Source organism: Terrabacter sp. 2YAF2 (genome assembly GCF_052114705.1).
Classification (GTDB): Bacteria; Actinomycetota; Actinomycetes; order Actinomycetales; family Dermatophilaceae; genus Terrabacter.
Genome location: NZ_JBFRFG010000006.1, coordinates 26,644 through 39,718, shown reverse-complemented (window position 1 = coordinate 39,718; position 13,075 = coordinate 26,644). Strand labels below are relative to the sequence as shown.

Sequence of the window (13,075 nt, the reverse complement as noted above, 5' to 3'; positions counted from 1 at the left end):
TGGGAGGTCTGCGCGACGAGGGGTGCTCGTCGCGCTATTCGATAATGAGGGTGCCGGTGGGCACGGGTCGCTTCGTCACACGCTCACGCTAGGGCGCGCGAAACCCCGGCGAAACACCACGTCCGGATCGTGGACCCGGCGTCGCGGCCCATGCTGACGACGGCGCGGTGCCCACACGGCATACGCCAAGGCACAACAGGGAGCCTGAGCCGGCGTCACGACGGTCGCCGACGCCGGCTCGCGGCCGCCTCGACGAGCGCCCTGAAGAGGCGCGGGTCGGTGCCGACCTCTGGGTGCCACTGGACCGCGAGGCGGAAGAAGGCATCCGGGTCCTCCATCGCCTCGAGCGTGCCGTCGTCGGCCCACGCCGACGCCGCGTAGCCGGGGTGGGTCAGCACCGACTGGTGGTGGTAGCTCGGCACGTCGGCCTCCTCACCGAGGATGCCGGCGAGGCGCGTCCCGGCCACGGTACGCACCGGGTGGCTGCCGTACGTCGCCGGCGCGGGCGAGTGTTCCTGGTGGCCGACGCGGTCGGGCAGGTGCTGCTCGAGCAGACCGCCTGCCGCGACCGCCATGACCTGCATGCCTCGGCAGATCCCGAGGACCGGCACGTCGGTCCCGGCTGTCGCCCGCGCGATGGCGATCTCGGTCGAGTCCCGGTCGGGCCTCGACGCCTGCACCGAGGCGTGGCGCTCGTCGGCGTAGAGCTCGGGCGCCACGTCGACCCCACCCGCGAGGATGACGCCGTCCAGGCGGTCGACGATCTCGAGGGCGGTCCCGTCGTCGGCGTCCGGACGCGGCGGGATCACGACCGCGATCCCGCCGGCATCCTCGACCTGCCGGACGTAGCGGTGCGGCACGAGGGCCCCGGGCACGTCCACCCAGTTCCCCCACGACGCCCGCTCGATGTAGGCGGTGATCCCGATGACGGGGCGAGCCATGCCGACCTCCTGCCGTTGCCCAGCGTCCTACCCAGCCTCCTCCTACCAGCCTCAGAGCGGGGTGACGTAGGCGCCCGAGATGCCGCCGTCGACGAGGAACGTCGAGGCCGTGATGAAGCTCGACTCGTCGGAGGCGAGGAAGAGCACGGCATTGGCCATCTCCTCGGGCTCCCCGAAACGTCCCATCGGGACATGGACGAGGCGGCGCGCGGCCCGCTCCTCGTCCTTGGCGAAGAGCTCCTGGAGCAGCGGCGTGTTGACCGGTCCCGGGCACAGCGCGTTGACGCGGACACCCTGACGGGCGAACTGGACTCCGAGCTCGCGGGACATCGAGAGGACCCCGCCCTTGCTCGCGCTGTAGGAGATCTGCGACGTGGCCGCGCCCATGACGGCGACGAACGATGCCGTGTTGATGATCGAGCCCTTGCCCTGCTCGAGCATGTAGGGCAGGGCTGCCTTGCAGCACAGGTAGACCGAGGTGAGGTTGACCTCCTGCACCTTGCGCCAGGCATCGAGGTCGGTGTCGAGGATGGAGTCGTCCTCCGGTGGGCTGATCCCGGCGTTGTTGAAGGCGATGTCGACCGCGCCGTAGGTCTCCTTCGCCGTGCGGAAGAGCGTGTCGACGTCCTCCTTGCTCACGACGTCGACGCGCACGAAGGTGCCCGCGACCTCGTCGGCGATGCGGCTGCCGTTCGCCTCGTCGAGGTCGCCGATGACGACCTTCGCGCCCTCCTCGGCGAACCGCCGCACCGTCGCGAGACCGATGCCCGAGCATCCGCCCGTGATGACCGCGACCTTGCCGTCGAGTCTGCCTGCCATGGGATTTCCTTCCAGCCCAGTGAATTACGTGTCCGGTGAGCAGTGATCGTCAGTCGGTCGAGATGAAGACGTTCTTGACCTCGGTGAAGGACTCGAGGGCGTCGGGCCCGAGCTCGCGTCCGATGCCGCTCTGCTTGAACCCGCCGAAGGGTGTCGAGTAGCGGACGCTGCTGTGCGAGTTGACCGACAGGTTGCCCGCCTCGACGCCGCGTGCGACGCGCAGGCCGCGACCGATGTCGCGCGTCCAGATCGACCCCGAGAGGCCGTATGCCGTGTCGTTGGCCTTGGCGAGGGCGTCGGCCTCGTCGTCGAACGGCATGACCGCGACAACGGGCCCGAAGACCTCCTCCTGCCAGACCCGGTCGCTCGTGGAACGGGGCAGGACCACGGTCGCGGGGTACCAGTAGCCGCTGCCGTCCGGGGCCTCCCCGCGGAACGCGACGTCGACGTCCTCGGCGGCGTCCTCGACGAAGGAGCGCACGGTGTGGCGCTGGCCGGCGCTGATGAGCGGACCCATCTCGGCTGCCTCGTCACGCGGGTCGGTGACGACGACGCCGCGCACCGCCGTCTCGAACTGCTCCATGAACTTCTCGAACACGCTGCGCTGCACGAGGATCCGGCTGCGGGCGCAGCAGTCCTGGCCGGCGTTGTCGAAGACGCCGTAGGGGGCCCGCGCGGCGGCGAGCTCGAGGTCGGAGTCGGCAAAGACGATGTTGGCGCTCTTGCCGCCGAGCTCGAGGGTGATCCGCTTGACCTGTTCGGCCGCGCCCCGCATGATGCGCTGTCCGACGGCCGTCGAGCCGGTGAAGCAGACCTTGCGCACGTCGGGGTGCGTGACGAACCGTTCCCCCACGACGGCACCCTGGCCCGGCACCACGGTGAAAACGCCCTCGGGGATGCCGGCCTCGAGGGCGAGGTCACCGAGCCGAAGCGCTGTCAGCGGCGTCAGCTCGGCGGGCTTGAGCACCACGGTGTTGCCGGCGGCGAGCGCGGGACCGAACCCCCATCCGGCGATCGGCATCGGGAAGTTCCACGGCACGATGATGCCGACGACCCCCAGCGGCTCCCGGAACGTGACGTCGATGCCGCCGGCGACCGGGATCTGTCGTCCGAAGTTCCGCTCGGGCGCCCCCGAGTAGTAGGCGAGCACGTCGCGGACGTTGCCCGCCTCCCACCGGGCGTTGCCGATCGTGTGCCCGGCGTTCGCGACCTCGAGCAGTGCGAGCTCCTCCTGGTGCTCACCGACGAGGTCGGAGAAGCGCCGCAGCAGCAGCGCGCGGTCCGCGGGGGCGACGGCGGCCCACCCCGAGGCGGCCGCTCTCGCTCGGGCGATCGCCTCGTCGGCCTGCTCGAGGGAGGCGAGTGGCACCGTCGCGACGACCTCCTCGGTCGCCGGGTTGATGACGTCGTGCGTCTGGCTGGCGGTGGTCATGCCTCGCCCCTCTCCCTCGTTCGATGTATCTGCGCGGCCCCTGGGCCGCGGAGATACATCGAACCGGGGTGGGGCGGGGCGGCTTGGGGGCGGGTCACAGTCGTTCGAATCCTCTCTTGCGCTCCCAGTCGGTGACCGCGGCGTTGAAGGCCGTGATCTCGACGTCGGCCGCGTTGACGTAGTGGTCGACGACCTCGTTGCCGAAGGCCGCTCGAGCTACGGCCGAGCCGGCGAGCAGGTCCCGCGCCTCTTGGAGCGTCGAGGGCACGTGGGGCTTGTCGGAGGTGTAGGCGTTGCCGTCGAGGGCCGGCTCGAGCGGGAGCTCGTTCTCGATGCCGTGGAGGCCGCCGGCGAGCATGGCGGCCACGGCGAGGTAGGGGTTGAGGTCGCCACCGCCGATGCGGTTCTCGACCCGGAGCCCGGCGCCGTGACCGACGACGCGGAGCGCGCACGTGCGGTTGTCCCGCCCCCATGCGACCGTCGTCGGAGCGAAGCTCGCCGACGCAAATCGCTTGTAGGAGTTGATGTTCGGCGCGTAGAAGTATGTCAGCTCTCGCTGGGTGGCGAGGATGCCGGCGAGGAAGTGCTCGAACATCGTGCTGTGCCCGTGCTCGCGGTCGGCGTCGACGAAGACGGGTTCGCCGTCGAGGCCGCGCAACGACAGGTGGATGTGGCACGAGCTGCCCTCGCGCTGGTCGAACTTCGCCATGAAGGTGAGGGACTGGTGGGCCGCGATCTCCTTGGCCGCGTTGCGGTACACGACGTGGTTGTCGCACGTGCGCACCGCCTCGTCGAACAGGAAGCCGATCTCGTGCTGCCCGAGGTTGCACTCGCCCTTGGCGCTCTCGACGACCGCGCCGGCGCCGTACATCTCGTTGCGGATCTCGCGCAGCAGCGGCTCGACGCGGTCCCCCCCGAGGATGGAGTAGTCCACGTTGTAGCGGTTCGCCGGCGTGAGGTCCGTGTAGCCCGCGTCCCAGGCCTGCTCGTACGACTCCTGGAAGACGATGAACTCGAGCTCGGTGCCGCAGTGCGCAACCATCCCGAGGCCGGCCGCCCGGTCCACCTGCGCCTTGAGCACCGACCGCGGCGACTGCTTGACCGCCCCGCTCCCGTCGAGCCAGGTGAGGTCGCACTGCACGGTGGCCGAGTGCCGGCTGCCCGGGGTGCGGCGCAGCGTGTCGAGGTCGAGGTCGAAGAACATGTCGCCGTAGCCACGCTCCCACGAGGAGATCGCGTAGCCGTCGACGGTGTTCATGTCGACGTCGACGGCGAGCAGGTAGTTGCAGCCCTCCGTGCCGTCCTCGAGGACGTGGTCGAGGAAGTAGTGGCCGTGCAGCCGCTTGCCCTGCAGGCGACCCTGCATGTCGGTGAACGCGACGACGACGGTGTCGATGTCGCCTGCCTCGATCTCCGCACGCAGCTGGTCGACGGTCAGGGGTGGTGGTTTCGCCATGTCCTCTTCCTATCCGATGAGGCCACGCAGCAGCGCGGAGGTCGCGTCGCAGTGCTCCTCCATCACCGCCCGCGCCCGGTCCGCGTCGCCGCCGAGGATGGCGGCGACGACCTGCTCGTGCTGGGTGTCGGAGTGCTCGATGTTGCGCCGCAGGACCGGGATGGCCGTGAGCATGTCGTGCAGGGCGGCCTGGGCACGCGTCACGGCGTCGACGAGCATCGGCGAGCCCGAGAGCGTCGCGATCGCGAGGTGCAGCCGCGAGTCCGCGACCCGGTGCGCCGCCGCGTCGGAGGCGTCCTCGACCTCGCGCAGGCACCCCGTGAGCCAGGCCCGCTGGTCGCCGGCCAGCGGCTGGTTCGCTGCCAACCACGCCGCGCCCGGCTCGACGACGCGACGGAAGGCCAGGGCGTCGAGCATCGCCGCACCGCTGCGGACGAACGTGCCCGTGACGCCACGCGACGACGTAGGTATCTCGGCGGCATACGTGACCGTCGTGCCGCCGCCACGCCCCCGTCTCGTCGTGACGAGGCCCGAGTCGCGGAGCGCGGCGATGGCCTCGCGCAACGTGGTGCGGCTGACGCCGAGGCGCGCCGCGAGGTCACGCTCGGGCGGCAGCTGCTCGCCGTCGGCCAGCACCCCGAGGCGGATCGCCCTGGCGAGCTGCTCGACGGTGTTCTCGAACGCGTTGCCGGACGCCGGCCGCAGCACGGCGTCCGGCAACGCCGTGAGCGCGAGGTCGCGCCCACCCCCGACCGCATCCATGTCAGCCGAAGATCTCCGTGGCCGGCTTCGTCTCGTGCCCCTTCGGGACGTCACGCATGAAGTGGACCCGGCCACCCGCGAACCAGGTCACCGTCGAGAAGACGAGGACGGCCAGCACCGCGATCGGCGCGTAGTTGAACGTGTTGACGGTGATCGGACTGGCCGGCGGGAGCATGAAGAGGATGACGATGAAGCCGACCCAGGTGACCGCCACCCATCCGATGGGGGCGCTCCACCGACCGAGGTTCCACGTCCCGGGACGGAACTCGGGGTTCGTCCGCCTGAGGAAGACCGGGACGACGTAGGCGATGTAGAGACCGATGACCGCGATGGACGTGACGGCGAGGTACGCGGTCGTCGAGAAGAGGGCTGGAGCGGTCAGCACGATCGAGCAGACGACGCACAGCCAGATGGAGTTCGTCGGCGTCCCGGTGCGCGGGTTCACCTGGGACCACCACCGCGAGCCGGGCAGTGCGTTGTCGCGCGAGAAGGCGTAGGACATCCGCGAGTTGGCCGTCACCGAGGCCATGCCGCAGAAGAACTGGGCGACGGCGGCGATGAAGAGCAGGAAGATCCCGAGCGAGCGCCCTGCGGCGTCGATGAAGATCTGGGCGGGTGGCAGACCGATGTCGGTGCCCAGGGCCGCGTCGTAGTCCTGGATCGCGGCCGTCACCGCGACGAGGAGCACCCAGCCGGCGAGGATCGAGACCCACACGCTGCGGACGAGACCCTTCGGTGCCTCCGTGGAGGCGTTGATCGTCTCTTCGGCGACGTGCGCCGAGGCGTCGAAGCCCGTGTAGGTGTACTGCGCCATGAGCAGGCCGATGAGGAAGGCGTAGAACGGCGCGTCCCAGCCGGTGCGGTTCTCGAAGTGGAAGAACGTCCACGAGAGGCTCTGGTGGTGGTCCGGCACGAACGCGAGGACCGCGACGATGATCGCCACGCCCACGAGGTGCCACCAGGCGCTGACGTTGGAGAGCAGCTTGACGAGGTTGACGCCGAAGGTGTTGAGCAGCCCGTGCAGCCCGATGATGACGAGGAAGGCCACGAAGGTCGACACCGCGGTGACCTCGAGACCGGTCACGAGGCTGAGCAGCGCCATCCACGTCACCGCTGCGCCGAAGTCGATCGCGGCGGTCACGGCCACCTCGCCGAGGAAGTTGAACCACCCGACGTACCAGGCCCACACCCGCTTGTTGCGCCGGGCCAGGCGCCCTGCCCAGAAGTAGAGCCCACCCGCGGTCGGGTAGACGGAGCAGATCTCGGCCATCGCGAGGGCGACGAGCAGGACGAACGCGCCGACGAGGGGCCAGCCGATGGAGATGGCGATCGGGCCGCCGGCGTTCATGGCGATCGCGTAGCTGGTGATGCAGCCGGCCAGGACCGAGATGATCGAGAACGAGACGGCGAAGTTGGAGAAGCCACTCATCCCTCGATGGAGCTCCTGCTTGTAGCCGAGCTCGGCCAGCATGGCCTCGTCGGTGGCGGCACCGGATGTGCCGGTGGCGATTTCAGGGGACGGAGGAACGCTCATGCACTACCTCACAAACATCGTGCAACGAACCATTGTTCGTTGCTCCACCATGATGTGAGGCATCCTGTACCCGCACGACGAACGTCGTCAATGGTTCTGGATCAAACCTTTTGAGCGAGGACCGCCTCGAGGACGTGCGCAACCCCGTCGTCGTCGTTGGGCGGGCACAGCCGGTCCGCGGCGCGGCGCACCCGTTCGTGACCGTTGGCCACCGCCCAGCCGACTCCGGCCCACTCGAGCATCGGCAGGTCGTTGGGCATGTCGCCGAAGGCCCAGACGTGCGCGGCGTCGATGCCGAGTCCGGTGGCCCACCGCTCCAGGCCGGCGGCCTTGGTCACCCCGGGCGCATTGATCTCCGCCAGGCCGTGCGCGCCGGAGAAGTGCAGGTGGCCACGGTCGCCGACGACCTCCTCGACGATGGACAGGAACTCCTCGACGGGCAGGTCAGGAGCGAGCGCGAGCAGCTTGCCGACCGGCTCGGCAGCGACCTCGCGCCAGGACCCGCGCACCGACCGCTCGGCGCCCCGGTCGCGGTGCGGGTCCGGGTAGCCGTCGGCCACGAAGGGACCACTGGCCCGCTCGGCCGCGAACGTGACCGACGGCACGGCGCGACGCAGGTCGGCGACGACGTCCTCGACGACGCCACTGTCGAAGCAGTGCGTCTCGAGGACCCGGTGGGTGGCCACCTCGTAGACGAACGCGCCGTTGCCGCAGATCGCCGTGCCGCGCGGCCCGACGACCCGCTCCAGATCGTGCAGCCAGCGCGGCGGCCGGGCCGTGACGAGGACCGTCTCGATGCCCGCGTGCGCCGCGGCGGACCAGGCCGCGGCCGTGCGCCCGGACAGCGAGCCGTCCGTGCGCAGCAGGGTGCCGTCGAGGTCGGACGCGACGAGCCGGGGCGGGGCGATGTCTTCGACTGCCGACCCGGGCTGCGCCCATCCGGTCACGGGCCCCATCGACGACGGCCCGTCAGACGAGGCGGGTGAGCCAGCCGCGCGAGTCCTCGGCGCGGCCGTACTGGATGTCGAGGAGCCGGGCGCGGATCGCCTCGGCGTAGCGGTCCTCGTGACCGTCGCGGCGGTGGTCGACCGAGCCGCCGGCCCAGCGCAGCTCGCCGACCGGGGTGACGACGGCGGCGGTACCGCACGCGAAGATCTCGACGATGTCGCCGTTCGCAGCGCCCTCCTTCCACTCCTCGATCGGGATGCGGCGCTCCTCGGGCTCGAGTCCCTGCTCCTTGGCGATCTCGAGGATGGAGCTGCGCGTGACCCCCTCGAGGATCGTCCCGGTGAGCTCGGGCGTGATGATGCGCCCGTCCTTGGTGACGAGGAAGAGGTTCATGCCCCCGAGCTCCTCGATGTAGGTGTGCGTCGAGGAGTCGAGGAAGACGGCCTGGTCGCAGCCGTGCTCGATGCCCTCGAGCTGGCCCGCGAGCGAGCTGGCGTAGTTGCCACCGCACTTGGCGGCGCCGGTGCCGCCCTCGCCCGCACGCGCGTAGTCGGTCGAGATCCACAGCGTGACGGGCTTGAGCCCGCCGGAGAAGTAGGCACCGGCCGGGGAGGCGATGACGGAGTAGGTGACCCGCTGCGCCGGACGCACGCCGAGGAAGGCCTCGGACGCGAACATGAAGGGGCGCAGGTAGAGGCTCTTCTCCCCCGCGTCACCCGCCGGCACCCAGGCCTGGTCGACGGAGACGAGCTGGCGCAGCGACTCGATGAAGTCGGCCTCGGGGAGCTCGGGCAGCGCGAGGCGACGGGCCGACCGGGCGAAGCGGGCCGCATTGGCCTCGGGGCGGAAGGTCCAGATCGAGCCGTCGGTGTGACGGTAGGCCTTCATGCCCTCGAAGATCTCCTGGGCGTAGTGGAGCACCGCCGCCGCCGGGTCGAGCTGGAAGGGGCCGTACGGCTTGACCTGCGCGTCGGCCCAGCCACCGTCGGCCGTCCACGTCGCGACGACCATGTGGTCGGTGAAGGTCTTGCCGAAACCGGGGTTCTCGAGGATCTCGGCGATGCGCTCGGGCGAGGTGACCTCGTCGCGGCGCGTGACCTCGAAGGACAGCTGGGTCATGACAAAACCTCCAGGGGCAAAATCAGCGGTGATCCGGTTGTCAGGCTATCGCCCACATCGTGAGACGGAGAAGCCGGGGACCCGCGCTCGCGGGAGCGGGCGTATGCCGTCACCCCCGGCCACACGGCATACGTGACCGGGTGCCCGGCGAGCTCGCCTGCAGGCGCGCGTCGTCAGAGTCGGGAGGCCACGGCGTCACCGACGGCGGTGGTGCTGCGGACGGCGTCGCCGCGCTCGGCCAGGTCTGCGGCCACGGCGTCGTCGACGCGCGCCGCCTCCTTGTCGAGGCCGAGGTGGGCGAGCAGCATGCCGACCGAGAGGATCGCCGCGGTCGGGTCGGCCTTGGACTTGCCGGCGATGTCAGGAGCCGACCCGTGGACGGGCTCGAACATGCTCGGCGTCGTGCGGGCCGGGTTGATGTTGCCCGACGCCGCGAGGCCGATGCCGCCGGCGATGGCCGCGGCGATGTCGGTGAGGATGTCGCCGAAGAGGTTGTCGGTGACGATGACGTCGAAACGGCCGGGGTCGGTGGCCATGAAGATCGTCGCTGCGTCGACGTGCTGGTAGGCGGTCTCGACGTCGGGGAACTCGGCACCGACCTCCTCGACGGTGCGGCGCCAGAGGTGACCGGCATACGTGAGGACGTTGTGCTTGTGCACGAGGGTCAGGTGCTTGCGAGGCCGGGCCTGGGCGCGGGCGAAGGCGTCGCGGACGACGCGCTCGACGCCGTAGCGCGTGTTGACGCTGACCTCGGTCGCGATCTCCTGTGGCGTGCCGACGCGCAGGGCTCCGCCGTTGCCGGTGTAGGGGCCCTCCGTGCCCTCGCGGACGACGACGAAGTCGATGCCGTCGGGTGCCACCCGGGCGACGTCGAGCGGGCTCGCCACTCCGGGGAAGAGCTTGGCCGGGCGCAGGTTGACGTAGTGGTCGAGGGCGAAGCGCAGGGGCAGCAGGACTCCCCGCTCGAGCACGCCGCTCGGGACGCTCGGGTCGCCGATGGCGCCGAGGAGGATCGCGTCGTGGCCGCGCAGCTCGTCGAGGACGGTGTCCGGGAGCGTCTCGCCGGTGGCGTGCCAGCGCCGGGCGCCGAGGTCGTAGTCGGTCGTCGTGAAGGTCGGGCCGCCGTCACCGGTGACCGCCTCGAGGACCTTGAGGCCCTCTGCGACCACCTCGGGTCCGATGCCGTCGCCGCCGATGACCGCGATCGAGTACGCGTCCTTGACCTGCGTCTGTGCCATGCCGCCAGCCTAGGACCCGTCTTGTGATGTGGACTCAGCGTCTCATTTCGTGAACGCACGACGAAGGCCCCGCCCGGGTGGGCGGGGCCTTCGTCAGCGGTCGCTCGGGACTCAGTCCTCGGTGTGACCCTGGTCGCGCAGGTCCATCGACTCCTGCAGGGCCTGGCGGGCTGCCTTGGCGTCTTCGCTCATGGTGATCACGTCTTTCGGTCTCATTGCGGATGGTGGTCTCAGGTGGCTCCAGCCCTGGTGGGCGAACCGGTCAGCACGAGGGGTGCGCGGGATCTCCGCGGCGAGAGTGCTGACTACCTGGACTCGCCGCGGCGGAGAATGAGTACGACCTGCCGCGTCATGCATTTCACGGTACGCCGGGCTCCCCAGCGGTACAGGGGGTTTCCAGAACGTGAGACACGGTGTCCGGCATTCGGCCGGACGACGCCGCCCTCCGTGATCCGCATCCCCCGCTCGGGAGACCGCTGGCCGTAGGCTCGGCGCGTGAGCGCCGACCACCACCAGGATCACCCCAGCTCTCCACCGCACCAGCGGCACATCAGCCACGCCGTGCCCGGGGTGCCGTTCGACGACGAGGCCCGCTGGATCGCGATCACGCCCGGCAACGCCCGTCGCGTGACGTTCACCGTGCTCGCGGCCGTCGTCCTGCTGTCCGTGGCCACATGGGCGTTCCAGGCCATGAGCAGCTTCCTCTTCCTGCTCCTGCTCGCGTGGCTCGTCTCGATCGCCATGGAACCGGTCGTCCTCTGGCTCAGTGGCCGGGGCATGAAGCGTGGTCTCGCGACCGGGCTGACGATGCTCGGCCTGCTCCTGCTCTTCGTGGGCCTCGGCGAGCTCTTCGGCCAGGTCTTCATCTCGCAGCTCTCCCAGCTCGGGACGCAGCTGCCCGGCGCGGTGACCTCGGCGATCAACTGGGTCAACTCGACCTTCCACACGAGTTTCGACCTCGCGCAGATCCAGTCGGCTCTCAGCCTGACCCCGGACAAGCTCGGCGAGCTCGCGGGCAAGTACGGCGGCGGCATCGTCGGCATCTTCGGATCGCTCTTCACCTTCATCTTCGACGCCCTGACGATTGGGGTCTTCGCCTACTACCTCTCCGCCGACAGCCCGCGGCTGCGTCAGACGATCGGCTCCTGGCTCCCCCAGCGCTACCAGCGGGTCTTCATCACCGTCTGGACGATCTCGGTCGAGAAGACCGGCGGCTACGTCGTGTCGAAGCTCGTGCTTGCCTCGGTGTCAGCGGTCTTCCACGTGGCCTTCTTCTGGTTGATCGACGTGCCGTTCTGGCTCCCGCTCGGCATCTTCGCCGGCATCGTCGGCCAGTTCATCCCGACCATCGGCACCTACATCGGGGTGGCCCTGCCGGCGCTCTTCGCGCTGCTCGACAAGCCGATCAACGCCCTGTGGATCGCCGTGTTCGCGACGGTCTACCAGCAGCTCGAGAACTACGTCTTCACCCCGCGCATCAGCCGACGCACCATGGACGTGCACCCGGCGGTGGCGCTCGGGTCCGTCATCGCGGGGGCCGCGCTCTTCGGCCCCATCGGTGCGCTCATCGGCATCCCCATCGCCGCCGTCGCGCTCGCCATCATCGACACCTTCAGCAAGCGCCACGAGCTCGTTCCCGAGCTCGCCAGCCTCGAGCCCGTCGACGACGAGGAGCAGCTGTCCGACGACCTGGCCGACGAGGTGGCTCCGGAACCCGCAGACCGGACGACGACCGTGACGACCACCCGGACGACGGGCGAACCGCACGACTCCCCTGACGTCAAGCGGTGACATCAAGCGGTGACATCAAGCGGTGACATCCAAGCGGTGACGTCGCGGCGGTCGAAGCCGAGAGCTGCCGCGGCCACGAGCAGGACCACCGTGCCGACGGCGACGCCGACCGCCGGCCACGACACACCGTTCCGCAGCGGGTCGTGGGCGCCGTACTGGTAGAAGGGCGACAGCTTCTGCACCGGAGCCAGCCAGTCGACGAGCCCACCGAGGCCGTTGACGACGTAGGCCACCACGGCAACGAAGACCGGGACGGCCCGGCTCAGCCCGAGCCGACCCGTCCCGGCCCCGATGGCCAGGGCGAGCGCGCCGAACACGAGACCGAGCAGGGCCAGGTGGAGCATGGCGGCGGCGACGTTGCCGGCGGGGAGGTCCAAGCCGACCAGCGCTCCCTCGGCCACGAGGGCGAGGCCGAGCAGTGCCGACAGCCCCAGGGTTCCCATCACCGTGGCTAGCGCCTTGTCGACGACCACGCAGGGCGTCCAGCTGTTCGACCGCCACCACCCGGCCGGCGCTCAGCACCCCGATCCGGGTCGCGACCCGCTGGACCTCGCTGAGGACGTGCGAGCGGAGCAGCACCGTGCCGCCCCGCGCCACGTGCTCCGAGAGGAGGGCGTGGAACTCCCGTTGCACGAGCGGATCGAGACCGCTCGACGGCTCGTCGAGCACGAGCAGCTCGGGTCGGATCATGAGCGCGAGCAGGAGGGCCCGCTTCTGCCGGTTGCCGCGGGAGAGCTGGCGAGCCGGCTTGCGCACGTCGAGGTCGAGCCGCTCCGCCAGCGTTCCGGCGCCGGCAGGCCGCCCGAGCCGGTGGAGGTGACCGACGTAGTCGACGTGGTCCACCCCGGTGAGCCGCGGGTAGAGCGAGACGTCTCCCGGGACGTAGCCGACCCTCCGGTGCAGCTCGTCCCGGCGCGCCCAGGCATTGAGCCCGGCCAGCTCGACGCGGCCCGCTGTGGCCCTGGTGAGTCCCATGATGATCCGCGACATCGTCGTCTTGCCGGCGCCGTTGGGCCCGAGGTAGCCCCCTCCACC

12 protein-coding genes and 1 pseudogene are annotated in these 13,075 nt (G+C 70.2%); 1 reads left to right on the top strand and 12 read right to left on the bottom strand.

Annotated features, from left to right (window positions below; all coding sequences use genetic code 11):
- Window positions 1-215 precede the first annotated feature (215 nt).
- The 10 genes from AB4030_RS08950 to AB4030_RS08905 form a co-directional block, all read right to left on the bottom strand.
- Window positions 216-941: a gamma-glutamyl-gamma-aminobutyrate hydrolase family protein gene (locus AB4030_RS08950; RefSeq protein WP_442278867.1), complete on the bottom strand. Its 726-nt coding sequence runs from the start codon at window positions 939-941 to the stop codon at window positions 216-218.
- A 51-nt stretch (window positions 942-992) separates the two neighbouring features.
- Window positions 993-1,760 carry a 3-oxoacyl-ACP reductase gene (locus AB4030_RS08945; protein WP_442278866.1) on the bottom strand — a complete coding sequence of 256 codons (768 nt, stop codon included), beginning with the start codon at window positions 1,758-1,760 and terminating at the stop codon, window positions 993-995.
- 49 nt (window positions 1,761-1,809) lie between these two features.
- On the bottom strand, window positions 1,810-3,192 hold the full coding sequence (locus AB4030_RS08940) for an aldehyde dehydrogenase family protein (RefSeq protein WP_442278865.1): 1,383 nt from the start codon (window positions 3,190-3,192) through the stop codon (window positions 1,810-1,812).
- Between the two features lie 94 nt (window positions 3,193-3,286).
- On the bottom strand, window positions 3,287-4,648 hold the full coding sequence (locus AB4030_RS08935) for a glutamine synthetase family protein (protein WP_442278864.1): 1,362 nt from the start codon (window positions 4,646-4,648) through the stop codon (window positions 3,287-3,289).
- 9 nt (window positions 4,649-4,657) lie between these two features.
- Entirely contained in the window at window positions 4,658-5,410 is a 753-nt protein-coding gene (locus tag AB4030_RS08930) for a FadR/GntR family transcriptional regulator (protein ID WP_442278863.1), read from the bottom strand.
- A gap of 1 nt (window position 5,411) precedes the next feature.
- Window positions 5,412-6,944, bottom strand: coding sequence for an amino acid permease (locus tag AB4030_RS08925; RefSeq protein WP_442278862.1), 1,533 nt, complete (start codon window positions 6,942-6,944; stop codon window positions 5,412-5,414).
- 101 nt (window positions 6,945-7,045) lie between these two features.
- Window positions 7,046-7,900, bottom strand: a complete 855-nt coding sequence (locus AB4030_RS08920) for an HAD family hydrolase (protein WP_442278861.1) — start codon at window positions 7,898-7,900, stop codon at window positions 7,046-7,048.
- Window positions 7,901-7,913: 13 nt separating this feature from the next.
- Window positions 7,914-9,011, bottom strand: a complete 1,098-nt coding sequence (locus AB4030_RS08915) for a branched-chain amino acid aminotransferase (protein WP_442278860.1) — start codon at window positions 9,009-9,011, stop codon at window positions 7,914-7,916.
- A gap of 173 nt (window positions 9,012-9,184) precedes the next feature.
- The gene (locus AB4030_RS08910; protein WP_442278859.1) at window positions 9,185-10,249 is read right to left on the bottom strand and encodes a 3-isopropylmalate dehydrogenase; all 1,065 of its coding nucleotides are present in this window, start codon (window positions 10,247-10,249) and stop codon (window positions 9,185-9,187) included.
- Between the two features lie 111 nt (window positions 10,250-10,360).
- Window positions 10,361-10,441, bottom strand: a complete 81-nt coding sequence (locus AB4030_RS08905; RefSeq protein WP_081633825.1) for a 3-isopropylmalate dehydrogenase — start codon at window positions 10,439-10,441, stop codon at window positions 10,361-10,363.
- 303 nt (window positions 10,442-10,744) lie between these two features.
- Here AB4030_RS08905 and AB4030_RS08900 point away from each other — a divergent pair, with 303 nt between their 5' ends.
- On the top strand, window positions 10,745-12,040 hold the full coding sequence (locus AB4030_RS08900) for an AI-2E family transporter (protein ID WP_442278858.1): 1,296 nt from the start codon (window positions 10,745-10,747) through the stop codon (window positions 12,038-12,040).
- A 2-nt stretch (window positions 12,041-12,042) separates the two neighbouring features.
- Here the strand turns inward: AB4030_RS08900 and AB4030_RS08895 are convergent, their stop codons facing one another.
- Window positions 12,043-12,513 carry a hypothetical protein gene (locus tag AB4030_RS08895; protein WP_442279122.1) on the bottom strand — a complete coding sequence of 157 codons (471 nt, stop codon included), beginning with the start codon at window positions 12,511-12,513 and terminating at the stop codon, window positions 12,043-12,045.
- 148 nt (window positions 12,514-12,661) lie between these two features.
- Window positions 12,662-13,015, bottom strand: a pseudogene (locus AB4030_RS08890) (ATP-binding cassette domain-containing protein); the annotation flags it as partial.
- Between the last annotated feature and the right edge of the window lie 60 nt (window positions 13,016-13,075).

What these genes read in the sequence shown, in the direction of transcription:
- AB4030_RS08950 (WP_442278867.1), bottom strand. Translation starts at nt 941, where the DNA reads ATGGCTCGCCCCGTCATCGGGATCACCGCCTACATCGAGCGGGCGTCG.
- AB4030_RS08945 (WP_442278866.1), bottom strand. Translation starts at nt 1,760, where the DNA reads ATGGCAGGCAGACTCGACGGCAAGGTCGCGGTCATCACGGGCGGATGC.
- AB4030_RS08940 (WP_442278865.1), bottom strand. Translation starts at nt 3,192, where the DNA reads ATGACCACCGCCAGCCAGACGCACGACGTCATCAACCCGGCGACCGAG.
- AB4030_RS08935 (WP_442278864.1), bottom strand. Translation starts at nt 4,648, where the DNA reads ATGGCGAAACCACCACCCCTGACCGTCGACCAGCTGCGTGCGGAGATC.
- AB4030_RS08930 (WP_442278863.1), bottom strand. Translation starts at nt 5,410, where the DNA reads ATGGATGCGGTCGGGGGTGGGCGCGACCTCGCGCTCACGGCGTTGCCG.
- AB4030_RS08925 (WP_442278862.1), bottom strand. Translation starts at nt 6,944, where the DNA reads ATGAGCGTTCCTCCGTCCCCTGAAATCGCCACCGGCACATCCGGTGCC.
- AB4030_RS08920 (WP_442278861.1), bottom strand. Translation starts at nt 7,900, where the DNA reads ATGGGGCCCGTGACCGGATGGGCGCAGCCCGGGTCGGCAGTCGAAGAC.
- AB4030_RS08915 (WP_442278860.1), bottom strand. Translation starts at nt 9,011, where the DNA reads ATGACCCAGCTGTCCTTCGAGGTCACGCGCCGCGACGAGGTCACCTCG.
- AB4030_RS08910 (WP_442278859.1), bottom strand. Translation starts at nt 10,249, where the DNA reads ATGGCACAGACGCAGGTCAAGGACGCGTACTCGATCGCGGTCATCGGC.
- AB4030_RS08905 (WP_081633825.1), bottom strand. Translation starts at nt 10,441, where the DNA reads ATGAGCGAAGACGCCAAGGCAGCCCGCCAGGCCCTGCAGGAGTCGATG.